Origin of the sequence: Salirhabdus sp. Marseille-P4669 (assembly GCF_900240405.1) — a bacterium.
Classification (GTDB): Bacteria; Bacillota; Bacilli; order Bacillales; family Alkalibacillaceae; genus OEQK01.
On record NZ_OEQK01000001.1, the window covers coordinates 360,123 to 385,821 of the forward strand.

Here is a 25,699-nt window from a genome sequence, read left to right on the forward strand (position 1 = left end):
GTGTGATGAACATGGCTAACATACCATTAGAGGATATCCAAAACGACGTGGACACAATTGTAAGTGAGTGGATCGACCTTGGATTGTTAAAGCGAGGGGAGCTATTTGTTATTGGGTGCTCCACGAGTGAAGTTGCAGGGGAACGAATTGGTACATCGGGAAATAAGCAAATTGCTAAGGAGCTCTTTACCTCTTTTCGTAAATTAGAAGAGAAGACAGGTGTATCCTTAGCATTTCAGTGCTGCGAGCATTTGAATCGTGCTTTAGTCGTTTCTGAAGACGTACTAGAGAGATTTCGATTAACAGAGGTTTCGGCAATTCCTGTTCCAGGCGCAGGGGGCTCGATGGCTGCGTATGCATTTCAACAGATGCAGGATGCAGTGCTTGTAGAATCAATCCAAGCCCATGCAGGTATGGATATTGGCGATACGTTTATCGGGATGCACTTGAAGCCAGTTGTAGTACCAATCCGATTGAGGCAAAAAAACATTGGTGCTGCACATGTAACATTTGCCAGAACAAGACCGAAGCTTATCGGTGGAGAACGTGCTGTATACAGTAAGGACCAAGCGAAAAGCATGCTATGTGATTAAACATCCCCTTACTGATTCATATAGAATTTTCAAAAGGTGAAGGAGGAGAAAGAATGGACCATTTAAAAGCGAAAGACCCAGAAATTTTTGCGGCAATTGAAAAGGAAAGAAAACGTCAGCAGGATAAGATTGAGTTAATTGCATCGGAAAACTTTGTATCGGAGGCAGTGATGGAAGCTGCTGGCTCTGTCATGACAAATAAATATGCAGAAGGGTATCCGCATCGTCGTTATTATGGCGGCTGTGAGTATGTAGACATTGCGGAAGACTTAGCGAGAGATCGTGCGAAAAAGCTTTTTAACGCAGACCATGCGAATGTTCAACCCCATTCTGGTGCCCAAGCAAATATGGCGGTATATTTTACGGTTCTAGAGCCTGGTGATACCGTTTTAGGTATGAATTTAAGCCATGGGGGACATTTAACACATGGTAGCCCGGTGAATTTCAGTGGTAAATTATATAACTTCGAGGAATATGGTGTAGATAAAGATTCGGAGCAAATCGATTATGACGCGGTGTTGCAAAAAGCGAAGGAAGTAAAACCGAAGTTAATTGTTGCAGGAGCTAGTGCATATCCTCGTGTTATTGATTTCGCGAAGTTCCGTGAGATTGCAGATGAGGTAGGCGCCTATTTAATGGTGGATATGGCGCATATTGCTGGACTTGTCGCAACAGGTCTACATCCGAATCCTGTACCATATGCAGATTTTGTAACAACAACGACTCATAAAACATTACGTGGTCCTCGTGGAGGCATGGTGCTTTGCAAAGAGGAGTTTGCAAAGAAGCTTGATAAATCTGTATTCCCAGGATTGCAAGGTGGTCCATTAATGCACATTATTGCTGCGAAGGCAGTTGCTTTTAAAGAAGCGCTAGAGGAGAGCTTTTCTACATATACGAAGCAAATTGTCGACAATGCAAAACGTTTAGGTGAAGCTTTAACGAAAGAGGGCGTACGTCTTGTTTCAGGTGGAACAGACAATCACTTATTACTATTAGATTTGCGTGAGCTTGGTCTTACTGGAAAAGTTGCAGAAAAGGCATTAGATGATGTAGGAATTACGACGAATAAAAACACAATTCCATTTGATCCAGAAAGTCCATTTATTACAAGTGGTATTCGTGTCGGCACTGCAGCTGTTACAACACGTGGCTTTGGTTTAGAGGATATGGATGAAATTGCATCCATCATTTCCTTTACATTGAACAATCATGAAGACGAAGCAAAGCTAGAAGAAGCGAAAAAGCGTGTATTAGCACTTACAGAAAAATATCCATTATATGCAAATTAATAAAAAGGGTTGATTTGGTTTACGTTTCCAAATCAGCCCTTTTATTTGTGGAATTATTGGCCGATCTTGTTGAATAAAGCTCGAGTTTTATGGAATAATTCCGATTTACTGAGGAATTATTCACGAAAACGGTTGAATAAAGAGGTCATACTAAAGAATATAACCAATTTACATTGCATCATAATTTCCACAACATCCAAAATAGAAATCGAAAAATATCATCTATCTAGTTGAAACCACACGGTCTTTTTTAGTACAATTTTAAAGATGTCGAAAAAAGTTACAATTTGTTCGTTAATAAAATAATAAAGGAGTGTTTTGCCCATGGGAAAAGTGTACGTATTTGATCATCCATTAATTCAACACAAACTAACATACATAAGAGATAAAAGTACAGGAACGAAAGAGTTTCGGGAATTAGTTGATGAAGTGGCAACATTAATGGCTTTTGAGATTACAAGAGACCTTCCTTTGCAAGATGTGGAAATTGATACGCCTGTATCCACTGCAAAAGCGAAAGTGTTGGCTGGTAAGAAGCTAGGCCTCATTCCGATTTTACGTGCAGGGCTTGGGATGACAGAGGGAATTTTGAAGCTTATTCCTGCTGCTAAGGTGGGACACGTTGGATTATATCGTGACCCAGAAACCTTGCAACCGGTTGAGTACTATGTAAAGCTTCCATCCGATATTGAAGAGCGTGAATTAATTGTCATCGATCCAATGCTCGCAACTGGCGGGTCTGCAAATGTTGCAATAGAAGCATTGAAAAAACGTGGAGCAAAACAAATTCGTTTAATGTGCTTAATTGCTGCGCCTGAGGGTGTTGAAGCAGTGCAAGAAGCACATCCAGATGTAGATATTTATTTAGCTGCTAAGGACGAAAAGCTAAATGAAAAAGGATATATCGTACCAGGTCTAGGGGACGCAGGAGATAGACTGTATGGTACGAAGTAGGCAGATCTCAATTTGAGGTCTGTTTTTTTGTGTTTTGGGAGGGGGATTGTGGATTTTTGTAGGTGGAATTTAATTGTGGTGTGTGGTAATTCAAGGGGGGATTGTGTTTATCATGCAATATGTCGGGTTAATTTGTCAAAATAGGTGAGGAATCATCCAATGGAGCGCGCTGATTCCGGGGTTAGCGTGGATAATCATCCAATGGAGCGCGCTGATTCTGGGGTGAGATGAATGAATCCTTCAATAGGCTGGGTTAATTCGGCAAAATAGGTGGATAATCCTCCAAAATCCACTTCGAATTCAACAAAATCATAAAATAATCCTACAACAGACCGTAACAATCCTCCAACCAGCACCATAAATCCCTAAAAATAAACCAATCTCTCAACCTACCCATGCATAAAATTACCAACTCCCGCAAAGAATAAAAGAAAAAAATAGGGGAAATGCCGAATGAAACGAATAGCTTACCTGATTATTATGGTTTGTTTGTTTATGTCACTTGTAACGCTACCTCTTCAACCAGTGCATGGGCAGCTTCAAGAGGACGTTTCGATTATTGTGGAAGTAGAAGGGGATCCATATGAGTGGAAGGAGTATATTGAGGATTACCACCCGTTTGTGGAGGTGGTGCAAGTTTATGACACATTGCTAAATGCGATTGCGCTTAAAGGAAAAATGAAGGACTTGAACGATATTGAGAAAGAGGATTTTATTCGGACGAGTCATCCTGTACGGGCATATGAGGTTCCGACAATGACGAGTGAAAAGGCGAATCAGATAAAAGCGCCGGAAAGAAAGACAGATTCGAAGTATACGGGGAAAGGTGTGAAGGTGGCGGTGATTGATACAGGGATTGACCATGAGCATCCAGACCTAGAAACGAATTATAAGGGTGGTTATGATGTGGTTGATTTTGATGAGGACCCAATGGAAACATTGCCAGAGCAAGGGATGCCAACACAGCACGGCACGCATGTTTCAGGAATTATTGCGGCCAATGGGGAAATGAAAGGTATTGCTCCAGATGCAGATATTTATGTATATCGAGCACTTGGTCCAGGTGGCTTTGGATCTTCTGTTGGGATTGTTGCGGCTTTGGAAAAAGCGGTGGAGGATGGGATGGATATTGTAAATTTATCCCTTGGTAGTACCATTAACAGTCCGGACTGGCCAACTAGTATTGCGGTGAACAAGGCGATTGAGATGGGGGTTGCGGTTGTGATTGCAAACGGGAATGAAGGGCCGAATAATTGGACGGTGTCTTCCCCTGCAACGTCCGTGAAAGCATTATCTGTTGGGGCTTCCATTGAAAAAATTAAAGTACCTTATTTAACGGTTCCACTAGAGGATAAAAAAATTCCCCTCACTCCAATGTCTGGTTCTATGGATTGGAATCTAACGAGGGATTATAAAATGCTCGATGCCGGACTTGGAAAAGAGGAAATTGCGAACGCGCGTAACCGAATTGTAGTAATGGAGCGCGGTGAAATATCCTTTACCGAAAAAGCAATGCGGGCAGAGCAAGCAGGGGCAGAAGCGGTTATTATTTACAACAATGAGGCAGGTCCTCTTCAGGGGGGATTGGAGGTGCCGTTGTCGATTCCTGTCGCCAGCATATCCAAAGAGGACGGAGAATGGTTAGTAGAGCAAATAGAAAAGGAGCGGTTTGTTTCAACTGAATACAAGGAGGTGAAAGAGAAGCTCGCCTCCTTTAGCTCAAAAGGACCGGTTGTTGCGAACTGGGATATTAAGCCGGAAATACTGGCTCCTGGCGTTCAAATTGCCTCAACGATTCCAGGGGGGACCTATCAAGAGTTTCAGGGAACGAGTATGGCGGCACCGTATGTAGCGGGTGTTCTTGCGCTTATAAAAGAAGCCCATCCAGATTGGGGACCGGAAAAAATGAAGGCAGCAGTGTTAAGTACGGGAAAGCCTATCTTAAATGAAGAGGGGAACAAATACCTTCCAATTGAACAAGGGATGGGAGAAATACAGGTGGAGCAAGCGATAAACCCAGATGTATTAATTTATGGAAGCCGGCTTACCTTTGGAAAATTTACAGAGGACACCGAGGAAAAAAAGATGGACATCGTGATTGAAAATCGGACAAACAAAGAAAAGAAGTTTACCTTTGATTATCCAAAGCACATACAAGGCTACCAGTGGGAGATACCGCAAACCTTTTATATTGGCCCAAAGGAAAAGAAGGCGATTACAGTAAAGCTAAAGGTGGATTCTGGTAAATTAGCGAAGGGGGTACACCAGGGCTGGTTAACATTATATAATGATAATAATCCAACATTTTTGCCATATCTCTTTGTAAACCAAACAGCTGATTATCCAAAGATTGCCGGATTTGAGCTTGCGATAGAACCGTTCGATCAAGAAACATATCAATATAATATGTACTTGCCTGACGGTGCGGATAACATGTCTATTGAATTATATGATCCAGATACCCTTCAGTATGTGAAAACAATAGAGGAGCAGGAAGATATTCAACCTGGTATGTTTAGTGGCAAAATAAAGCAGAGGAAAATGGAAGAAGGACAATATCTTGTTTTTGTCAAGATAGTAAATGGAGAAAATTACGATGCATTTGTGACAGATTTTCAAACTTAATTTTCACTTTACAAATTTCTCCTTCATATCGATTGACAAAAGAAAAGATGCTATTGTATGCTAATCTGGGTGTGTGGTAGGGCTTTCACTCAAATTTGTAAAATGAGAATTTTCTCTCATTTTCCGACAAATTTTCAACTTTTTCGTGAAATAATCTTCTATATCTGCGAAAATAGTAGTGAACCTACTCTCGTAAGGGGATAACTCTTACATACAACTTCTTTTCTTAGGAGTTTTTAAAATTGGGCAAAAAGGAAAATGAAAATCCGTTCCATGCAATTGCATTAACAAGTGCAATCGTCTCTCAGCTTGCCGGCTCCACACTAATCGGCATATTCCTTGGGAGATGGGTTGACCAAAAGCTATCTACGACTCCAGTATTCTTAATTATTGGTCTAATGATTGGATTAGCTTCGGGTGTTTATGGCACAATTTACTTAGTGAACAAGTTTACAGGAGACAAGTAGTATGTCAGATTACAAAATGATGGTGAACCGACAACGGAAATGGATGCTTTACTTACTTGCCTTAATGTTTATTGGCTGGGGTTTTACCCCCTACCAGAATGTTTTTTTAGGCCTGATTTTAGGCTCCTCAATTAGTTTCTTTAACCTCTGGGTGTTGCAGCGAAAAATTAACCAAGTTGGACATGCTGCAGCAAACAATGTAGCCGCAAGAGCGATAGGTACTTTTTCGCGACTAGCAGGTGCTGCTCTTGCCGTAATAATTGCGCTCCGCTATCCGCAATATTTCCATATGATAGCAGTTGTTATTGGGTTAATGACAATTTACATTGTTATTATGATAGATTTTATTCTACACCACAAAGACACATACCCTAGGAAGCGAGGTGAATAAAGTTGGATCACGGTGCACCTTTGTTAGAGGATGTATTTGGTCTGTCATGGTTGGATTTTAACCTTTCCAACGTACTAATGATGGTAATAGCATCCGCTATCGTTTTTATCCTAGCTGTTGTAGCTAGCCGTAACTTACAAAGAAAGCCAAAAGGTCTTCAAAACTTTATGGAGTGGGTCATTGATTTTGTTAAAGGAATAATTGGCGGCAACATGGATTGGAAAACCGGTAAGCAATTTCTTCCTTTAGGGTTAACGTTGCTTATGTACATTTTTGTCGCTAACATTTTAGGGGTTATCACAATGATAACCATCAACCATGAGCTATGGTGGAAATCACCAACATCAGACCCAGGCATCACATTGACGTTGGCAGCTATGGTTATCCTTTTGACAAACTTCTATGGCATCAAGGTTATGGGATTCAAGGAATATGGAAAAGGGTTTTTCAAGCCACTTCCTTTCATGTTACCTTTCAAAATTATCGAGGAATTTGCCAATACGTTGACATTAGGTCTTCGTCTCTTCGGTAACATCTATGCCGGTGAAATTTTGCTAGGCTTACTAGCAGGAATGATGACATCTGGCGTATTTGGAGCTATCGGAGGATTTATCCCAATGATGGCATGGCAAGGATTTAGTATCTTTATTGGAGCAATACAGGCATTTATCTTTACAATGTTAACAATGGTTTATATGTCCCACAAAGTGAGTCATGACCATTAATTTATATTTTTAAAATCTAATTAGGAATTATTATATTTTTGAGGAGGAATTTTAAATGGAATTAGGAGTATTAGCAGCTGCAATCGCAGTAGGTTTAGCGGCACTTGGTGCAGGTATTGGTAACGGTCTTATCGTAAGTCGTACAGTTGAGGGTATTGCACGTCAACCAGAACTACGTGGTGCTCTTCAAACAACAATGTTTATCGGGGTAGCACTAGTAGAGGCACTTCCGATCATCGCAGTAGTTATCGCATTTATGGTAATGTAACGATTTTTACGTTCGAGGCGAAACGATTCATTTCGTAACGTTTTGAAAAACATAATGGCGGAGTATAGAGTACTTAAAAACTTCGCCATTCCTTTTATTGTAGTTATATTTTTAGTTGTAAAATAAGCGAGCTACACGCCTAGAGGAATCAATTTAGCCTCTTATGGATGTTTAGGCGAAAGGAGTGAAGGCAGTGCTAGATACAAACATGCTTGTATTAAATGCAGGTGGATTCAATTTTAATGCAGGCGACATGATCGCTCAGCTCGTTGTTTTCATTATTCTTCTTTTCCTACTAAAGAAATTTGCATGGAAACCATTAATGGGAATAATGAAGGAACGTGAAGAGCACATTGCAAGTGAAATTGATACCGCTGAGAAAAACCGTGCTGAAGCGGAAAGATTAGCGAAAGAAGCTCAAGACGAAATTCGTAACACAAGAGCTCAAGCACAACAAATTATTGAAGATGCGAAACAAACTGCTAAGGAGCAGGAACAATCGATTGTTCTAGCTGCTCGTACAGAAGCAGATCGTATAAAAGAAGCTGCACGCGTTGAAATTCAACAAGAGCGTGACAAAGCTATTCAAGCATTACAAGATCAAGTTGCGTCCTTGTCCGTTAAAATTGCTAGCAAAGTTATTGAAAAAGAGCTTTCTGAGAAAGACCAAGAAAAACTTATTAGCGAATACATTAAAGAGGTAGGCGGCGAACGATGAGTCATTCAGTTGTAGCAAATCGTTATGCAGTTGCCCTTTTCCAACTCGGACAAGAAAAATCACTACTTGCTACTCTTGAAGAAGAGCTACGAGTAGTGCGTGAAGTTTTTGAAACAAACAGCAATATAACAACATTTTTAAACCATCCGGCTGTTTCTACAGAGCAAAAGAAAGCAATCGTTAAAGATGCTTTCCAACATGCTTCTAAGGAATTGATCAATACATTATCTTTAATGATTGATCGTCGACGTGCGGAAGAAATTCCTGCAATGGCATCCGCATTTGTTGGAATGGTAAACGAATTTAACGGTGTTCAAGAAGCAGAAGTGTATTCTGTTCGTGAATTATCCGATGATGAAAAAGAATCACTACAAAAAGTGTTTGCAGAAAAGTTAGGCCTTAATGCACTTCGCATTCAAAACATTGTAGATACATCCCTTCTTGGTGGATTGAAGCTAAAGATTGGAAACCGTATTTACGATGGTAGTGTAAGTGGTAAATTAGAGCGAATCGAGCGAAATCTTGTTTCTGTAAACAATCGATGATAGGGGTGAAATGGAATGAGCATCAAGGCTGAAGAAATCAGTGCACTGATCAAGCAGCAAATTGAAAATTATGAGTCTGATATAGAAGTAAGTGATGTCGGTACGATTATCTCTGTTGGGGACGGTATCGCACGTGTTCATGGGCTTGATAATGTCATGAACGGTGAGCTTGTTGAATTCTCTAACGGTGTAATGGGTATGGCACAAAACCTTGAAGAAAATAACGTTGGTATCGTTATTCTTGGCCCATTCACAGAAATTCGTGAAGGTGACGAAGTTCGTCGTACAGGTCGAATCATGCAAGTTCCTGTAGGTGAAGAGTTAATTGGTCGTGTTGTAAACTCCCTTGGTCAACCAATTGATGGGTTAGGTCCAATTGAAACAACAAAAACTCGTCCGATTGAATCTCCAGCTCCAGGTGTTATGGCACGTAAATCTGTACATGAGCCATTACAAACTGGTCTTAAAGTAATTGACTCTATGATCCCAATTGGTCGTGGACAACGTGAGTTAATTATCGGAGACCGTCAAACTGGTAAAACAGCAGTTGCTCTAGATACAATCATTAACCAAAAAGATGAGGATATGATTTGTATTTACGTTGCAATTGGTCAAAAAGAATCTACTGTTCGTGGAGTAGTTGAAACACTACGTCAACACGGTGCTCTTGACTACACAATCGTAGTATCTGCAGGTGCATCTCAACCAGCTCCATTATTATATCTTGCTCCATATGCAGGTGTAACAATGGGTGAAGAATTCATGTATAACGGTAAACACGTACTAGTTGTATATGATGACTTATCAAAACAAGCAGCAGCTTATCGTGAGCTTTCCCTATTACTTCGTCGTCCTCCAGGTCGTGAAGCATTCCCAGGGGATGTATTCTACTTACACAGTCGTTTACTAGAGCGTGCTGCAAAGCTTAGTGATGAACTTGGTGGCGGTTCTTTAACTGCACTACCATTCGTTGAAACACAAGCAGGAGATATCTCTGCTTATATTCCAACTAACGTAATTTCCATCACTGATGGACAAATTTTCCTTGAGTCTGATTTATTCCACTCCGGTGTACGTCCAGCGGTTAACGCAGGTCTTTCCGTATCCCGTGTAGGTGGTTCTGCCCAAATTAAAGCCATGAGAAAAGTTGCTGGTACGCTTCGTCTAGACCTAGCATCTTACCGTGAGCTTGAATCATTCGCTCAATTTGGTTCTGATCTTGATAAAGCAACTCAAGCAAAATTAAACCGTGGTGCACGTACTGTAGAGGTTCTTAAACAAGGCCTACACCAACCACTACGCGTTGAATATCAAGTATCCATCATTTACGCACTAGTAAATGGATTCCTTGATGATATTCCAGTTGCAGATATTCACCGTTTTGAAAGTGAACTATTTGTATGGATGGAAAAGAATGCGAAAGATGTTCTTGATACAATTAAGAGCACTGGTCAATTACCTGAAACAGAAGCATTCAATAATGCAATTGAAAGCTTCAAAAAGACATTTGTCGTTTCTGAGTAATGGTTGATTTTAATAAAAAGCAAGCCCTATATAAAGGTGGTGAATCAGTGTGGCATCCCTTCATGACATAAAGGCAAGAATTTCGTCCACGAAGAAGACGAAACAGATTACAAGTGCAATGCACATGGTTTCTGCTTCCAAATTAAACCGTGCGGAGCAAAATGCAAAACACTTTGTTCCATATATGGAGAAAATTCAAGAAGTAGTGGCTAGTATTGCATCTGGTAGCATGGATGCAAATCATCCCATGTTACAATCACGTGAAGTGAAGAAAACAGGCTACTTAGTGATTACAGCAGATCGTGGTCTTGCTGGAGCTTATAACAGTAACGTCCTTCGTAAAGCAATGAACGCAATCCGTAGCCGTCACGCATCTCCTGATGAATATACGGTGATCGTATTCGGTAAGGTTGGACGTGAATTTTTCAAAAAACAAAACGCACCAATTTCCTATGAAATCGTAGGTCTTAGCGACCAACCAGATTTTGCGGATATTAAATCCATCGCAAATGATACGGTAAACCTTTTCGTGAATGAGGAAATTGATGAACTATATATTTACTACAATCACTTTATCAATACAATATCTCAAGAGGTGGAAGAGAAGAAAATCCTTCCATTAAATGATTTGGCAAGTGCGGATAGTAAGCCGAAAAGCAGCTATGAGTATGAACCAAATCAAGAGGAAATATTGAAGGTATTGTTACCTCAATATGCAGAGAGCTTGATTTATGGAGCGATTTTAGACAGTAAAGCAAGTGAACATGCTGCCCGTATGACAGCAATGAAAAATGCTACAGATAATGCTGATGAGTTGATTGATGGCTTAACGTTAACCTTTAACCGTGTACGTCAGGCAGCAATTACTCAAGAAATTACCGAGATCGTTGGTGGAGCAGCAGCATTAGAATAGGATATTTTAGAAGTTACGTAAGGAGGGAAATAGGATGAGCAAAGGACAAATAGTTCAGGTTATGGGTCCAGTAGTTGACGTTAAGTTCGAAAGCGGCAAACTACCTGAGCTTTTAAACGCATTAACTGTTAACCAAGCTGCAAGTGACGATGCTGTTGAAATTAATTTAACACTTGAAGTTGCTTTGCACCTAGGTGACGATACAGTACGTACAATTGCGATGTCAGGAACAGAAGGTCTCGTTCGTGGAATGGAAGTTGTAGATACAGGTGCACCAATCTCTGTACCAGTAGGGGAAGCAACTCTTGGACGTGTATTTAACGTATTAGGAGATGAAATCGACCTACAAGATCCAGTAGATGCATCAAATCGTCGTGACCCAATCCACAGACAAGCACCTAAGTTCGAAAACTTATCAACAAAAACAGAAATTCTTGAAACAGGTATTAAAGTAGTAGACTTGCTAGCTCCTTATATTAAGGGTGGTAAGATCGGTCTATTCGGTGGTGCAGGTGTAGGTAAAACCGTACTTATCCAAGAATTAATTAACAACATTGCTCAAGAGCACGGTGGTATTTCCGTATTTGCAGGTGTAGGGGAGCGTACTCGTGAAGGGAACGACCTATACTTTGAAATGAGCGATTCTGGAGTTATTAAGAAAACAGCCATGGTATTCGGACAAATGAACGAGCCACCAGGTGCACGTATGCGTGTAGCCCTAACTGGTCTTACAATGGCTGAATACTTCCGTGACGAACAAGGTCAGGACGTATTGCTATTTATCGATAACATTTTCCGCTTTACACAAGCTGGTTCAGAGGTATCTGCCCTACTAGGTCGTATGCCTTCTGCCGTTGGTTACCAACCAACACTAGCAACTGACATGGGTCAATTGCAAGAGCGTATTACATCTACAGATAAAGGTTCCATCACCTCTATCCAAGCTGTATACGTACCTGCCGATGACTATACAGACCCAGCGCCAGCAACAACTTTCGCTCACTTGGATGCTACAACAAACCTGGAGCGTAAATTATCAGAGATGGGTATCTACCCAGCGGTGGATCCACTAGCTTCTACATCTCGTGCACTTGACCCGAACATTGTTGGGGAAGAGCATTATGAAGTGGCACGTAAAGTTCAGCAAACATTGCAAAAATATCGCGAACTTCAAGATATTATCGCAATCCTTGGTATGGATGAATTAAGTGACGAAGATAAGCTTACGGTAGCACGTGCTCGTCGTATTCAATTCTTCCTATCTCAAAACTTCCACGTTGCAGAGCAGTTTACTGGTCAAAAAGGTTCATACGTACCAGTTTCTGAAACGGTACAAGGATTTAAAGAAATTCTTGAAGGTAAATACGACGATCTTCCAGAGGATGCATTCCGTCTAGTTGGACGCATCGAGGAAGTTGTCGAAAAAGCGAAAGCAATGGAACAATAATGGGGAATCTTAAGCGCAAGGAGGAGTTCGCATGAAAACACTGACTGTGAGTGTTGTCACTCCTGACGGCCCTGTATTGGAAGATGCGTACGAAATGGTTAGCTGTAAAGCAGAGAGTGGAGAGCTAGGTATTTTACCAGGACATATCCCTCTTGTTGCGCCACTAACGATTAGCGCAGTACGTTTGAAAAAAGAAGGACATTCTGATCACATAGCTGTCAGCGGCGGCTTTTTGGAAGTGCGTCCTGATAAGGTTACAATATTAGCCCAGTCAGCTGAAAAACCAGGTGACATTGACATCGAACGCGCACGTAAAGCAAAAGAACGTGCAGAACGACGTCTACAAGAAAAACAAGATGATGTGGACTTCAAACGTGCAGAAATTGCACTAAAGCGTGCAATCAACCGTTTGAAGGTTGCAGAATCGAAATAATTATGGAAAAATCCCCCTGCTTGTAAGAAGCAGGGGGATTTTTTTATTTAAATGTACTTTCTGGATGATTATTTGATTACGTTGTTGAATTCGTTACTTGTATTGCATGATTAAAGCGAGATGTTGTGGAATACGGGTCACTTACTGCATGATTATTAGGATATGTTGATGAATACGCATCACTTACTGCATGATTATTAGGATATGTTGATGAATACGCATCACTTACTGCGTGATTATTAGGATATGTTGATGAATACGTATCGCTTACTGCATGATTATTAGGATATGTTGATGAAAACGCATCGCTTACTGCGTGATTATTAGGATATGTTGATGAAAACGCATCGCTTACTGAATGATTATTTGAACATGTTGATGAATTCACATCGCTTACTGCGTGATTATTAGGATATGTTGATGAAAACGCATCGCTTACTGCATGATTATTTGAACATGTTGTTGTATTCACACCATATACCGCTTGATTTCCCGGACAAGATATTGAATGAAATTAATGTGCTATATAATTAATGACCCGTGTTGTTGAAATAACCTTATGAACGGATTGATTATTTAGTTTACTTGTTGAATTATTATCATATTTTGCACGATTAAAGCGAGATGCTGTTGAATTCTCACCGCTTACTGTTGAATTAACCAACTCAACCATTAAATACTCCCCCGCATCCCTAAAATTCCACCATTTTATAAGCAAATAATACCACCATCACATTACTAATCCTAAATAAAATTTAAATATTCAGTTAACCCAAAAAACCTCCTCCAATAGATTAAAATAATAATGTAAGGATTCCACAATGAGAGGGGAGAAGAACAAAGAAATTTGTTTCATGTACTAAAATTTAATGAAAAAACATCGGAGGAAAAACAATCATGAAGACTATTTCAATTAAATTTTTTGCAATCATAATGATCAGTTTATTTATTGCTCTAACTGGATGTAGTCAAGAAGATGAATCACAAAATAATGATATCGAAAAAGATGAGATGGAAAGCGTAAATGAAACAGAAACAAATGAGGTAACGGAAGAAATAGAAGAGGAATCCTTGAGTTTATTAGAACAAGGCTTTACGATTGACGATCTTAATCCACAACAAAACGGACTTGTTATCGTAACGTTAATGGATCTAAACGAAGAATATTATTATGGTGTATTGGATGGAAACTTTCAATGGATTGTTGAACCTACTAATACCATTTTAGAGATAAAAGATTACAACGATGGAATGGCAGCAGTAGCAATATCCGATCCAAATCAGATGGCTAGAGATATGATGGATGAATACGTAATTTGGGGATTTATCAATGAAATGGGAGAATGGCAAATAGAGCCTCAATATCGAGAAGTGAAGGCAGATTTTCGGAATAGCCAAGCTATCGTATCAACTGTTGAAGGGGTTGAGGATGCCCCTGAAAATGCTAGAGATATCGTGATTGATAAAAACGGTGAAGAACGATTCGTTTTACAAGAACCATATGATTATTATTATGTTGAAAATGACTTTGAATATATCAATTACTATAATAAAAATATCGTTACCGCGGATGGTTTTTATAATGCTGATTTTGAATTTTTTAACCTTCGGGGTTTTATTGAAGACCTAGGATCAACGTTTATGCCGTATGAGATTATTGGAGATCATATTGTTTATAGCCAATATGATGGAACAAGTGTCTATACGTTTACGGGCGAGCTAGTAAATACCATTGCTATTGGTGGGGATTCAAGTACGATTTATACAACAGAGGAGCTTGCAAATCAAGGATTATTTTCACTTGAAAACAAGATAATGGACGTTAATGGAAAAGTGCATTTAGATGGTGAGAATGGAGTATATTTAGAGGATCCATATTTAAGAATATATAATTCAGATGGTGGGTCCAAAGCGTTTTATAATATGAATCTAGAAGCTGTAGCCCAAGTTAACGAGGAGAATTTTATCGGATCTACTCTTTTTAACGATCGTTTTTGGGTACAGGGAGAGAATTTTGCGAAGCTAGTCACGGTTGACGGGGAAGTATTAATTGATGAAGACCAACATATCATGACAAATGGCTTCTATTACGATCAAGAGATGGAAACAAGTGCAACACCAATTCTTGAAGTCCAAGTGGAAGAGTCTGCTGCAGAAGTAGACTATTTATTAAATACGGAGACCCTTCAAATGGTAAAAGTAGATGATTTGCTAAATTAATTCTAAAAGGGAAACGCTCCAGCATTTTGTGTGGAGCGTTTTTTATTCATGTATGAGGCTCAATTGAATGAACGTCTTTTACTGAATGATTATTGGCAGATGTTGTTGAATTATGAAGCTATATTGTCGAATTACGTGTTTAATTTAGAGGATTAATTAAATGTGCTGCGGAAAACTCCCCGCGAACGAGGGAATACTCCCCGCGAACGAGGGAAAACTCCCCGCGAACGAAGGAATACTCCCCCCAAAACGAAGCAAAACGCCACATAAACCACATAATCTCAAGCCCGAACTACATAAATCATCCATTAAAGGCTTCAAACCACTTAAAATTCTTTGCATGTCTCGAAGCCTCCATTCATAAACATGAACTGATGAAATCTTCCATCCAAAAAATCATCGTATCGACAATTTTGGCCTATGTTGCTATAATGAAACCGATTACATTTTATTTCAAATTTTCAAAAAACTACGTATTGGGGTGGATATATGGATCCATTACATCTCTATCAAAATAGTTATTTGTTTGTAGTTGTGTTCCTGTTTGTTGCCATTATGTTACCTATTGTTGCTCTAACCTTAGGTAAAATGCTAAGACCCCATGACCCAGCGCCAGAAAAACTGACAACCTATGAAAGTGGTGTAAAGCCATTTCAAGATTCAAGAGTTCAGTTCCAGGTGAGCTATTATTTATTCGCGCTCATGTTTGTCATTTTTGATGTGGAGACCGTATTTTTGTATCCGTGGGCTGTTGCCTATGAAAAGCTTGGTGTATTTGCACTCGTTGAAATGCTTATTTTTATTGTCATGCTCCTCCTCGGTTTAATTTACGCTTGGAAAAAGAAGGTGTTGAAATGGAAATGAACTTGGAGAACATTAAGGTTACAAAAGAGGAAGACATTAAACGCAATGTATTTTTCATTACTCTAGAACAGCTAAAGGCTTGGGCGAGAAGCAACTCCTTATGGCCAGTGCAGTTCGGGCTCGCGTGCTGTGCGATTGAAATGATGGGGGTTGGCGCCTCGCATTATGACTTAGATCGATTCGGCTCCATTTTCCGAACGTCTCCGAGGCAATCCGACTGTATGATTGTTTCCGGTACGGTTACGAAGAAAATGGCCCCAATCATAAGGCGACTTTACGATCAAATGCCAGAACCGAAATGGGTGATCGCCATGGGCTCCTGTGCAACAGCTGGTGGTCCTTACATCCATTCGTATTCCGTTGTAAAAGGGGTAGACCAAATCGTGCCGGTAGATGTATATATCCCAGGATGCCCACCGAACCCAGCAGCATTATTATATGGAATTAACAAGCTACAAGAAAAAATCCGCTATGAAGCTAAGACAGGGAAGCGGGTGACAAATCAGTGAGTAACGAAGAAAAGGACTTAGAAGATTTACAAAAGAAGAAGGACTTAGAAGCACAATCAGACCAACCTTCATCCCAAACATCAGAATTAAAATCAGACGCTAGCACCGAACCAGATGCCAGAAACGAAGCAAACCAAAACCCACCCACTGACACAAACAAGGAAATGCAAGACCAATCCACCAACGATAGCCCGACATCCAAAACGGAACAAGAAGGCGCCACAGAACCTAGCCATACATCCACCACTAAATCGAGCAAAAAGCCAAACGAAGAACCCACCTCTGCATCCAGCAAAGACGAAACAAATACAGAGAAAACCACCGCAAAAAAATCTGACGCACAAATAGATGCACAATCAGACGAAAAACCTGAAAGACCAAAACGTCCACCTAGAAAACGGAAGAAAAAGGACGAAGAGCCGAAGGAAGAAGCGCCATCACCAAAACAACCCCAGTTAGAGTCCTTTGTTCAGGTAATCGAAGAGCATCTCGGCAAAAACGTACTTGCGGAAAACTATATTAATCGACTATCTAAGCATATTCCTACCATTGTCGCAAAACCAGAACACTACTTCCAACTTGCAAAATTTCTAAAAGAGCACGAGGAGCTTGCCTTTACGTATTTATCAGATATTCATGGTGTCGACTATGAAACCCATATGGAAGTATATGTACATTTATATTCCTTAACGAAAAATCACTCGATTGCATTAAAAGTAAAAGTAGACCGAGACAATCCTACGATCGATTCCCTTACCCCTATTTGGGAGGGGGCAAACTGGCCAGAAAGCGAGACTTATGACTTGCTTGGCATACAGTTTACGGGACACCCTGATTTGAAGCGCATTTTATTAGGGGAAGACTGGAAGGGACATCCGCTACGAAAAGATTATGAACCGTACGATGTGGAGGTGTAGACGTGATTCGAACAGAGGAAATGCTATTAAATGTAGGACCACAGCATCCTAGTACACATGGCGTTTTTCGGTTAATTTTAAAAATTGACGGTGAAATCATAAAAGAGGCTACACCTGTCATAGGTTATTTACATAGAGGTACGGAAAAAATTGCAGAAGACCTACAATACACCCAAATTATTCCGTATACAGACAGAATGGATTACTTATCCGCCATGACAAACAATTATGTCTTATGTCATGCAGTGGAAACGATGATTGAGCTGGAGGTACCAGAGAGAGCAGAATATTTACGGGTACTTGCAATGGAGCTAGGTCGGATTGCTAGCCACCTCGTTTGGTATGGGACGTATCTGCTTGATATCGGTGCTACAAGTCCATTTCTATATGCATTCCGGGACAGAGAGCACATTATCAATCTACTAAATGAGCTGTCTGGTGGACGACTTACCTTTAACTATATGCGAATTGGTGGGGTCAAATGGGATGCTCCTGAGGGTTGGATTGAGAAGGTAAAAAACTTTGTCCCTTATATGAGAGAACAAATAGAGGGATATCATGAGCTCGTGACTGGAAATGAGATATTTAAAGAGCGTGCGAAAGGGATAGGAACATATACAAAAGAGGATGCTATTGCCCATTCGTTAAGTGGAGCAAACCTACGCTGTACGGGAGTAAATTATGATATTCGAAAAGTGGAGCCGTATTCCATTTATGATCGCTTCGACTTTCAAGTGGTTACGAGAGAAGAAGGGGATGCATGGGCGCGGTATGAATGTCGAATGCAGGAGATGGAGGAATCGCTAAAGATTGTCGAGCAGGCTGTGGAGCAGTTTCCGGAGAGTGGGCCTGTTTTAGGAAAAGTTCCTAGAATCATCCGCCCACCAAAAGGGGAGGCATATGTACGAATTGAATCTCCTCGTGGGGAAATAGGCTGTTATATTGCGAGCGACGGGAAAAAGGAGCCCTATCGCTTAAAGTTCCGCCGACCGTCCTTCTACAACCTACAAATTTTACCGAAGCTTCTAAAGGGCGAGAACATGGCGAATTTAGTTGCGATTTTAGGAGGCGTCGATATTGTACTAGGGGAGGTTGATGGGTAATGGAATGGATTCAAGGTGTGTTCACATCCTCTCCAACCATCGAGAGTTTCGCAATCTATCTTCTCATTACCGTTCCATTTTTACTTATGGTGTTAGGATTTGTAACCTATGCGATTTTAGCGGAGCGGAAGGTGATGGGATATATTCAGCTTCGGTATGGCCCAAACAGAACCGGTGGTCGGTTTGGGCTCCTGCAAACCGTTGCGGATGTTTTTAAGCTATTAATTAAAGAGGATACTAGACCGAAGCTTGCGGATAAAGGGCTGTTCATTTTAGCACCAGTTATCGCCTTTGTTCCATCGTTTATGGTGCTCGTTGTCCTCCCTTACACGGAAACGTTAACATTCGCCAATTTAGGAATTGGCTTGCTCTATTTTATTGCCATTTCCGGAATTTCTACAATTGGGATTGTGACAGCGGGCTGGGCTTCCAATAATAAGTATGCGCTTATGGGAGGCATGCGTGCGGTTGCACAAATGATCTCCTATGAAATTCCACTATTGATGTCTTTAGTAGGTCTCGTGTTGTTTGCTGGAACCTTGAATTTAACCGAAATTATCGAGCAGCAGCAATACGTTCCATATATTCTTTTGCAGCCTATTGGTTTTATCATCTTTTTTATTTGTGCATTAGCGGAATTGAACCGGATTCCCTTTGATTTACCGGAAGCGGAATCGGAAATTATTGCGGGGTATCACGTAGAATATTCAGGCTTCCGCTTTGCCTTTTTCATGCTAGCGGAATATGTGTATATGTTTGCGATGGCTGGACTTATTACCGTGCTCTTTTTAGGGGGATGGCAGCCCATTATCGGTCTTGGCTTTATTCCGGGCTTTGTCTGGTTTGCTTTAAAATTTAGCCTCGTTGTTTTTGTATTCATGTGGATTCGAGCTACATTGCCGAGGCTGCGTTCAGATCAGTTAATGGAATTTGCATGGAAGGTGCTCCTGCCAATTTCGTTAGCCAATATCTTTTTATCCGCCATATTGAAGGAATTGTTTTTTTAAGGCTTTTTAAAGATTATTCAAGGTCCTCCAAAAAGAAAAAGGTGGTGTTTACATGATCGGTTTAGCAAAAGGGTTGAAGCATACGTTGAAAAACATGGGCAAGGAAAAAATGAGCTACAGCTACCCTGATGAGGCAATTCCCTTACCCGATCGGTTTCGTGGTATTCAGAAGTTTTATCCGGAAAAGTGTATCGTATGTAATCAATGTGCCAATATTTGTCCAACCGATTGCATTACGCTAACGGGGAAAAAGAACCCAGATCCAGAACGAAAAGGGCGCATTATTGAGACATTCGATATTAACTTTGAAATTTGCATATTGTGTGATTTTTGTACAGAGGTTTGTCCAACGAATGCGATTGTGATGACGAATAACTTTGAGCTAGCAGAGTATTCAAGAGATGAGCTATATAAAGACCTGCAATGGCTTGATGAAAACGATACAAATATTAGAAAGGAGAATTAACGATGGATGGAGAAGCACTCGCGTTCATGCTCCTTTCTGCTCTCGCCATTTTAGGTGGAATCCTCATGTTGAACTTACGAAAAGTGGTTCATATGGTATTGGCAGTTGTGTTAACCTTCTTAAGCTTGGCGGGGTTATACGTGACCTTGTCTGCAGAGTTTGTTGCGGTTGTTCAAATTTTAATCTACTCGGGTGCGATTTCCATTATGATGATTTTTGGCATCATGCTCACGAAACATAATAGCAAGGAGCGACGAACAAAAACCCCGGTTCGCACGGGTCTTGTTGGCATCGGGGTGATTGTGTTTTTCATTACCGTCTACTATGCGATTGAAAATCTTTTTTATCCAACGGAAGCAACGAACCTACATGTTGAAAATACCGAGCAGATAGGGATTTTGATTTTCTCCCATTATGTTATACCGTTTGAGCTCGTATCGGTTGTACTACTTGTCGCATTAGTCGGTGCCATTATATTAGCTAAAAATAAGGAGGCGGATGAATAATGCCAATGCAGCCTTATTTAATCGTTGCCCTTATCCTTTTTTGTATTGGATTGTTTGGTGCACTTACGAAACGAAATACGATCATCGTGTTAATTTGCATTGAACTCATGCTGAATGCAGTGAACTTAAACCTGATTGCCTTCAGTAAGTACGGAGCGAACGCGAATATTTCTGGACAAGTTTTTTCGTTGTTTACGATTACGGTAGCTGCTGCTGAAGTCGCGGTCGGGATGGCCATTTTAATCGCTCTTTATCGCAACAAACGAAATGTGAACATCGACAAAATGAATACGTTGAAAGATTAATATGACAGATTTTTTCCTTAACACAGTCTGTCTTTTTAGAAAATCTCGTTAGAAGGGATTTGAGTGGAATGATTTACTTAGCATGGTTAATCCCAGTAGTGCCTTTCGTTTCCTTCCTCTGTCTATTATGGATGCGCAAGGCAGCTCGTAGCCTTGCATCCTGGTTTGCAGTTGCAGCATCTGCCATTACATTTGGTCTTACACTTGCAGTTTTTTTCGCAAGCTTCCAACAAGGGACCTTCACTCAAGAATGGTCATGGCTTACAATTGGGTCCATTGACATTACGTTTGGGGTCTTATTAAATCCATTAAATAGTTTAATGCTCTTACTTGTTTCCTTTATTAGCTTTCTTATTCATGTGTATTCCATGGGGTATATGAAGGGAGACAGCCGGATCTCTGTTTACTATGGGTATCTCGGTCTATTCACCTCGGCAATGCTCGGGCTTGTTTTGTCTCCGAATCTATTGCAATTTTACATGTTTTGGGAGCTTGTCGGCTTAGGCTCGTTCCTGTTAATTGGCTTCTATTTCTATAAAAATAGTGCCAAGCAAGCAGCAAAGAAAGCATTTATCATGACAAGAATTGGGGATGTAGGCTTACTGATCGGGCTTATTCTATTATTCTGGCAAACGAACAGTCTACGCTTTACGGATATCTATACGAGTATTACCGCCGGGCAGGTGGAAGCGGGAATGGTGACATTGATTGCAATCCTAATCTTTATCGGTGCAATCGGTAAATCAGGACAGTTCCCTTTACATACGTGGCTTCCAGATGCAATGGAAGGTCCAACGCCAGTATCTGCCCTCATCCACGCAGCAACAATGGTAGCGGCAGGTGTGTACTTAGTAGCAGTAATGTACCCGCTTTATATGGCAAGCGCGATTGCACTGACGGTAGTCGCTTGCGTTGGGGCATTCACCGCAATATATGCAGCTACGATTGGACTTGTCCAAAACGATATAAAACAAGTGCTTGCGTATTCCACCATTTCGCAGCTTGGCTATATGATGCTTGCCATGGGGGTGCTCGGGTATACAGCAGGCGTGTTTCACTTATTTACCCATGCCTTTTTTAAAGCATTACTGTTTCTTGCAGCAGGAAGTGTCATCCACGCCTTGCATACGCAAAACATTAAGGAAATGGGCGGCTTGAACAAAAAGCTAAAGGTTACTAGCTTTTCTTTTCTCGTGGGAGCGCTTGCGATTAGTGGGTTTCCTTTATTATCCGGCTTCTTTAGTAAAGAAGAAATTCTCGCTGCAGTATGGGCGGATGGTCAATATGTCTTGTTCTTTGTTGCATTAGGGGCAGCATTTTTAACCTCCCTATATATGTTTAGACTCTATTTCCTAGTGTTCCGAGGAGAACCGAAAAAATCACTCGATCACATTCAGGAAGCACCTATTGGTATGAAAGCGACCATGGTTGTCTTGGCTATATTTGCACTTGGGATTGGCTATGTAAACACTCCTTGGTTTGGAACCTTTTTAGGGGACTGGTTGACAGAAGGGGCGTCCTTCTTAACAGGTGGACATCATAGCTCCCCAGTTTGGATTATGCTTGCTGCGACTATTGTATCGCTTGGGGGAATTGCGCTCGCGTACTACATATATGAAGGAAAGAAAGTCGACCAAGGGAATTGGAAGCAGTCCTTCTCTGGTACGTATCGGATGCTCTCCCGTAACTATTATATCGATGAATTTTATGAATTAACCTTTGTAAAAGGGACACGAGGGCTAGGGATGGCATTCCATTATATTGAAATGTATGTTGTAAGTGGAATGATGGATATGATACAGGGCTTCTTCTTTTCAATCGGAAAGACTGGGTCGAAAACACAAAATGGCCAGACCCAGACGTATGGAGCCGTTGCCTTTTTAGGGTTGGTACTATTTATGGCGTTCTATATTTGGAAAGGAGGGTATTAGATGGGCCTATTATCCTTTCTCGTCTTCTCTCCTTTAATCGGTTTTATCGTCTTTTGTTTCATACCGAAAAAGGAACAAACATTTATCCGCAACAGTGCGGTTGTGTTGCATGCATTACCACTTTTAGCATCTGGGCTTGTGTTGTTTCAATTCTTAGATCATGCGTCCTTAGCGGAGAAAATAAACTGGATCACTTTTGAAATCGGGGAAAAGGTGCTTGGCCTCCATTTTGAGTTAGATGTAGATGGGTTTAGTCTTGTGCTGATCCTACTTACAACGCTCATCGGCTTTTTAGCAGTGATCACGAGTACATGGCATATAAATAAGGATAATCGCTTGTTTTACCAATTGATGTTTCTTTTGCAAATGGGGATTCTTGGAGTTTTCGCTGCAGATAATTTATTCCTTTTCTTTATCTTCTTTGAAATTACGCTCGTGCCGATGTTTTTCCTCATCTCGAAATGGGGTGGGACAGATCGAGAAGAAGCGGCTTTTCGCTATGTGATTTATAACGGTCTAGGCTCGATGATTTTATTAATAGGGATTGCGGCTATCTTTGTTTTAGCTGGGAGCACCAATTACGCTGAAGTACAACATTACTTTGCAGAAAATGGAAATCCAACCCTGCAGCTCGGTCTTGCTTTTGCATTCCTGCTAGCGTTTGGAATCAAGCTGCCAATTTTTCCGTTCCATTCCTGGATGGTGAAGGTTCACGTCCATGCGCCACCAGCAGTTGTAATGATTCACGCAGGCGTATTATTGAAAATTGGTGCCTACGGATTAATAAAATTTGGGGTCGGTTTTTTCCCAGATGCATTTGACTCCCTCGCCATCCTAATTGCAGTACTCGGACTGTTCAACCTGTTGTATGGTGCCTATTTAGCCTTTGTGCAAGAAGATTTACGCTCGGTGTTTGCGTATTCCAGTATCTCGCATATGGGAATCGTGCTGCTTGGGGTATCGGCATTAAATACGGCGGGAATACAAGGTGCTATTTTCCAATCTGTATCTCACGGATTGATCGCAGCTATGCTCTTTTTCTTAGTTGGATCCTTACTCGCCCGGACGAACACGACGCTTTTGAAGAAGCTAAGTGGCCTTGCAAGGTTAACCCCATTGTTGGCGGGCTTTTTCTTAGCGGCAGCACTGGCAAATCTAGGTTTACCGGGGATGAGTGGATTTGTTAGTGAGTTCACCGTTTTTCTCGGGATATTTAAGGAAATGCCCATTTTAGCAGCGATAGGAACACTTGGGATTATTATGACGGTTGTTTACATGCTTCGCGCCATTTTAAATATGACCTATGGAACGTACAAAAGCACCTACGGGGAAGTGCAGGACTTGAAGGCATCGGAGGTTGTTCCAGCAGTCGTCTTGCTTATTTGTATTATAGGAATTGGCGTTTATCCAAATGCAATTGGACACATGCTACAGCTAACCATTGAAACCATATTAGGGATAGGGGGGTAGAGCCGATGGATTTAGATACATTACTTAGCTTTAATTGGGGAATCATGGCACCAGAGTTTACGATATTAATTGTTGGTGTATTGCTAACTGTGATCGATCTATTCGGCCCAACAAGTGTGAAGAAGAACATCCCTAAGCTCGGGTTAGTCGGTGTCATTCTTGCCTTTATTTTGTTAGTGCCACAATACGGTCACGATCAAGTTTCAATCTTACATGACACATATTTGTTTACACCGTTTGCATATTACTTTAAGTTCATACTCCTAATTGGAGCGATGCTCATTTTCTTGATGATTCTATCGAACGAAAGCAATAAAGAGATTACAGATCGAAGCGAGTATATTTATTTGTTACTATCCGCCTTGCTTGGGGCAATGATGATGGCGTCTAGTGGTGACTTGATTACATTATTTGTTGGCTTAGAGCTGCTTTCTCTGTCCTCTTATATTATGGTTGGATTACGTAAAAAAAGCCTGAGGGCAAACGAAGGGGCGATGAAGTATGTCATTAATGGAAGTATCGCAACAGCCTTTACATTATTCGGCATGAGTTACATATATGGGGTGTCTGGTTCAACAAATCTTGTCGACATTTCCCGGGAAATGTCAGCATCACTCGGAACAGCAGAGCCGGTTGCGACCATTGGTTTCATCATGATGTTCATCGGATTGTCCTTTAAAATTTCCACGGTGCCATTTCATATGTGGACACCAGATGTGTATGAAGGGGCATCAACACCTGTTACAGCCTTTTTAAGTGTTATTTCGAAGACTGCTGGTTTCGTGATTATCATGAATATTTTCTTTACGATTTTCACCGGGAATGGGGAGGCGAATACATCGCTATATGATTCAATGCTCTTATTTATTGCGGTGTTAGCGATCCTATCCATGCTTGTTGGGAATCTAATTGCTTTAAGACAGCGGAATATGAAGCGGATGTTAGCCTATTCCAGTATTGGCCACGCCGGTTACATGCTCATACCCCTTACTTCGATTTCCCAGCTATCGGTGGAAAATGTGTGGTTTTATTTATTTGCATACAGCTTTATGACCATTGGTGCCTTTATGGTGATTTACTTATTGGAGCAGCAAAAAAAATCAGAGGATATTTCGATTTTTACTGGGCTGTACCAAACTTCCCCTGTACTTGCGGTGTGTATGACGATCTTTTTAATATCTCTAGCAGGCATTCCGGGGACAGCAGGCTTTATTGGGAAATTCAATATCTTTGTTGGTGCCATTTTAGCAGAGCCTAGTCTTTATATTTTGGCAGCTGTCATGGCATTAGGGACAATTATCTCCTACCTATATTACTTTAATATTTTAGTGCAAATGTTTATCCGACCACCTCAGCTAGAAGGTAAGGTGAGCGTACGCGTTGCAGAATCGATTCCATTAATCGCATGTGTGGCGGGGACTATTATATTAGGTATCTTCCCATTTCTAGCGCTGAATTTTTTTCAATAACGACTTAAGCAAGTGCCTGCCCGTTGTGGTGGGCGTT

29 protein-coding genes are annotated in these 25,699 nt (G+C 40.9%); 26 read left to right on the plus strand and 3 right to left on the minus strand.

Translation table 11 applies throughout. The annotated features are described in order from the left end of the window. Window positions 1–11: 11 nt before the first annotated feature. The 3 genes from C1A05_RS01620 to upp all read left to right on the plus strand — a co-directional run bounded on the left by C1A05_RS01620 (window position 12) and on the right by upp (window position 2,839). Entirely contained in the window at window positions 12–593 is a 582-nt protein-coding gene (locus C1A05_RS01620) for a TIGR01440 family protein (RefSeq protein ID WP_102026423.1), read from the plus strand. 53 nt (window positions 594–646) lie between these two features. Further along, window positions 647–1,885, plus strand: coding sequence for a serine hydroxymethyltransferase (gene glyA, locus C1A05_RS01625; protein ID WP_102026424.1), 1,239 nt, complete (start codon window positions 647–649; stop codon window positions 1,883–1,885). 324 nt (window positions 1,886–2,209) lie between these two features. Then, entirely contained in the window at window positions 2,210–2,839 is a 630-nt protein-coding gene (gene upp, locus C1A05_RS01630; protein WP_102026425.1) for a uracil phosphoribosyltransferase, read from the plus strand. 194 nt (window positions 2,840–3,033) lie between these two features. Here upp and C1A05_RS17925 read toward each other — a convergent pair whose 3' ends face one another. Beyond that, the gene (locus tag C1A05_RS17925; RefSeq protein ID WP_159461960.1) at window positions 3,034–3,180 is read right to left on the minus strand and encodes a hypothetical protein; all 147 of its coding nucleotides are present in this window, start codon (window positions 3,178–3,180) and stop codon (window positions 3,034–3,036) included. A 112-nt stretch (window positions 3,181–3,292) separates the two neighbouring features. Here C1A05_RS17925 and C1A05_RS01635 point away from each other — a divergent pair, with 112 nt between their 5' ends. The 11 genes from C1A05_RS01635 to C1A05_RS01685 all read left to right on the plus strand — a co-directional run bounded on the left by C1A05_RS01635 (window position 3,293) and on the right by C1A05_RS01685 (window position 12,895). Then, window positions 3,293–5,464 carry a S8 family serine peptidase gene (locus tag C1A05_RS01635; RefSeq protein WP_102026426.1) on the plus strand — a complete coding sequence of 724 codons (2,172 nt, stop codon included), beginning with the start codon at window positions 3,293–3,295 and terminating at the stop codon, window positions 5,462–5,464. A 242-nt stretch (window positions 5,465–5,706) separates the two neighbouring features. Further along, window positions 5,707–5,931 (plus strand): AtpZ/AtpI family protein, encoded by a 225-nt coding sequence (locus C1A05_RS01640; RefSeq protein ID WP_102026427.1) that lies wholly within the window; start codon window positions 5,707–5,709, stop codon window positions 5,929–5,931. Between the two features lies 1 nt (window position 5,932). After that, window positions 5,933–6,322, plus strand: a complete 390-nt coding sequence (locus C1A05_RS01645; protein WP_102026428.1) for an ATP synthase subunit I — start codon at window positions 5,933–5,935, stop codon at window positions 6,320–6,322. A 2-nt stretch (window positions 6,323–6,324) separates the two neighbouring features. Beyond that, window positions 6,325–7,047, plus strand: a complete 723-nt coding sequence (gene atpB / locus C1A05_RS01650) for a F0F1 ATP synthase subunit A (RefSeq protein WP_102026429.1) — start codon at window positions 6,325–6,327, stop codon at window positions 7,045–7,047. Window positions 7,048–7,102: 55 nt separating this feature from the next. Beyond that, on the plus strand, window positions 7,103–7,315 hold the full coding sequence (atpE, locus tag C1A05_RS01655; RefSeq protein ID WP_102026430.1) for a F0F1 ATP synthase subunit C: 213 nt from the start codon (window positions 7,103–7,105) through the stop codon (window positions 7,313–7,315). A gap of 208 nt (window positions 7,316–7,523) precedes the next feature. Further along, window positions 7,524–8,033: a F0F1 ATP synthase subunit B gene (atpF, locus tag C1A05_RS01660; RefSeq protein WP_102026711.1), complete on the plus strand. Its 510-nt coding sequence runs from the start codon at window positions 7,524–7,526 to the stop codon at window positions 8,031–8,033. After that, window positions 8,030–8,578: a F0F1 ATP synthase subunit delta gene (locus C1A05_RS01665; RefSeq protein ID WP_102026431.1), complete on the plus strand. Its 549-nt coding sequence runs from the start codon at window positions 8,030–8,032 to the stop codon at window positions 8,576–8,578. The genes atpF and C1A05_RS01665 overlap by 4 nt, the downstream gene beginning before the upstream one ends. A gap of 15 nt (window positions 8,579–8,593) precedes the next feature. Then, entirely contained in the window at window positions 8,594–10,102 is a 1,509-nt protein-coding gene (gene atpA, locus C1A05_RS01670; RefSeq protein WP_102026432.1) for a F0F1 ATP synthase subunit alpha, read from the plus strand. A gap of 49 nt (window positions 10,103–10,151) precedes the next feature. Next, window positions 10,152–11,015 carry a F0F1 ATP synthase subunit gamma gene (locus tag C1A05_RS01675; protein ID WP_102026433.1) on the plus strand — a complete coding sequence of 288 codons (864 nt, stop codon included), beginning with the start codon at window positions 10,152–10,154 and terminating at the stop codon, window positions 11,013–11,015. Window positions 11,016–11,049: 34 nt separating this feature from the next. After that, window positions 11,050–12,462: a F0F1 ATP synthase subunit beta gene (gene atpD / locus C1A05_RS01680; protein WP_102026434.1), complete on the plus strand. Its 1,413-nt coding sequence runs from the start codon at window positions 11,050–11,052 to the stop codon at window positions 12,460–12,462. Between the two features lie 31 nt (window positions 12,463–12,493). Next, the gene (locus tag C1A05_RS01685) at window positions 12,494–12,895 is read left to right on the plus strand and encodes a F0F1 ATP synthase subunit epsilon (RefSeq protein ID WP_102026435.1); all 402 of its coding nucleotides are present in this window, start codon (window positions 12,494–12,496) and stop codon (window positions 12,893–12,895) included. Window positions 12,896–12,971: 76 nt separating this feature from the next. On the opposite strand, the gene C1A05_RS17835 is transcribed toward C1A05_RS01685, so the two are convergent. Together C1A05_RS17835 and C1A05_RS17930 are read right to left on the minus strand one after the other, a co-directional pair. Next, window positions 12,972–13,283, minus strand: a complete 312-nt coding sequence (locus C1A05_RS17835) for a hypothetical protein (protein ID WP_145997275.1) — start codon at window positions 13,281–13,283, stop codon at window positions 12,972–12,974. Window positions 13,284–13,409: 126 nt separating this feature from the next. Then, window positions 13,410–13,568 carry a hypothetical protein gene (locus C1A05_RS17930; protein ID WP_159461961.1) on the minus strand — a complete coding sequence of 53 codons (159 nt, stop codon included), beginning with the start codon at window positions 13,566–13,568 and terminating at the stop codon, window positions 13,410–13,412. Between the two features lie 224 nt (window positions 13,569–13,792). Between C1A05_RS17930 and C1A05_RS01690 the strand changes: the two genes are divergently transcribed. From C1A05_RS01690 to nuoN, 12 genes are all read left to right on the plus strand, one after another. Beyond that, window positions 13,793–15,115: a WG repeat-containing protein gene (locus C1A05_RS01690; RefSeq protein WP_102026436.1), complete on the plus strand. Its 1,323-nt coding sequence runs from the start codon at window positions 13,793–13,795 to the stop codon at window positions 15,113–15,115. A gap of 489 nt (window positions 15,116–15,604) precedes the next feature. Beyond that, window positions 15,605–15,979, plus strand: a complete 375-nt coding sequence (locus C1A05_RS01695) for an NADH-quinone oxidoreductase subunit A (protein WP_102026437.1) — start codon at window positions 15,605–15,607, stop codon at window positions 15,977–15,979. Next, window positions 15,970–16,488: a NuoB/complex I 20 kDa subunit family protein gene (locus C1A05_RS01700; protein WP_102026438.1), complete on the plus strand. Its 519-nt coding sequence runs from the start codon at window positions 15,970–15,972 to the stop codon at window positions 16,486–16,488. The genes C1A05_RS01695 and C1A05_RS01700 overlap by 10 nt, the downstream gene beginning before the upstream one ends. Next, window positions 16,485–17,405, plus strand: a complete 921-nt coding sequence (locus tag C1A05_RS01705) for an NADH-quinone oxidoreductase subunit C (protein ID WP_234998245.1) — start codon at window positions 16,485–16,487, stop codon at window positions 17,403–17,405. The genes C1A05_RS01700 and C1A05_RS01705 overlap by 4 nt, the downstream gene beginning before the upstream one ends. A gap of 2 nt (window positions 17,406–17,407) precedes the next feature. Continuing rightward, window positions 17,408–18,508 carry an NADH-quinone oxidoreductase subunit D gene (locus tag C1A05_RS01710; protein ID WP_102026439.1) on the plus strand — a complete coding sequence of 367 codons (1,101 nt, stop codon included), beginning with the start codon at window positions 17,408–17,410 and terminating at the stop codon, window positions 18,506–18,508. Next, window positions 18,508–19,515 carry an NADH-quinone oxidoreductase subunit NuoH gene (gene nuoH / locus C1A05_RS01715; RefSeq protein WP_102026440.1) on the plus strand — a complete coding sequence of 336 codons (1,008 nt, stop codon included), beginning with the start codon at window positions 18,508–18,510 and terminating at the stop codon, window positions 19,513–19,515. The genes C1A05_RS01710 and nuoH overlap by 1 nt, the downstream gene beginning before the upstream one ends. A gap of 52 nt (window positions 19,516–19,567) precedes the next feature. Next, window positions 19,568–19,981, plus strand: a complete 414-nt coding sequence (nuoI, locus tag C1A05_RS01720; protein WP_102026441.1) for an NADH-quinone oxidoreductase subunit NuoI — start codon at window positions 19,568–19,570, stop codon at window positions 19,979–19,981. A gap of 2 nt (window positions 19,982–19,983) precedes the next feature. Then, window positions 19,984–20,487: an NADH-quinone oxidoreductase subunit J gene (locus tag C1A05_RS01725; protein WP_102026442.1), complete on the plus strand. Its 504-nt coding sequence runs from the start codon at window positions 19,984–19,986 to the stop codon at window positions 20,485–20,487. After that, window positions 20,487–20,792: an NADH-quinone oxidoreductase subunit NuoK gene (nuoK, locus tag C1A05_RS01730; RefSeq protein WP_102026443.1), complete on the plus strand. Its 306-nt coding sequence runs from the start codon at window positions 20,487–20,489 to the stop codon at window positions 20,790–20,792. The genes C1A05_RS01725 and nuoK overlap by 1 nt, the downstream gene beginning before the upstream one ends. 68 nt (window positions 20,793–20,860) lie before the next feature. Beyond that, the gene (nuoL, locus tag C1A05_RS01735) at window positions 20,861–22,723 is read left to right on the plus strand and encodes an NADH-quinone oxidoreductase subunit L (RefSeq protein ID WP_102026444.1); all 1,863 of its coding nucleotides are present in this window, start codon (window positions 20,861–20,863) and stop codon (window positions 22,721–22,723) included. Then, window positions 22,724–24,193, plus strand: coding sequence for a complex I subunit 4 family protein (locus C1A05_RS01740; RefSeq protein ID WP_102026445.1), 1,470 nt, complete (start codon window positions 22,724–22,726; stop codon window positions 24,191–24,193). It abuts the gene before it with no gap. Window positions 24,194–24,198: 5 nt separating this feature from the next. After that, window positions 24,199–25,662 (plus strand): NADH-quinone oxidoreductase subunit NuoN, encoded by a 1,464-nt coding sequence (gene nuoN, locus C1A05_RS01745; RefSeq protein WP_102026446.1) that lies wholly within the window; start codon window positions 24,199–24,201, stop codon window positions 25,660–25,662. The last annotated feature ends 37 nt before the right edge of the window (window positions 25,663–25,699 follow it).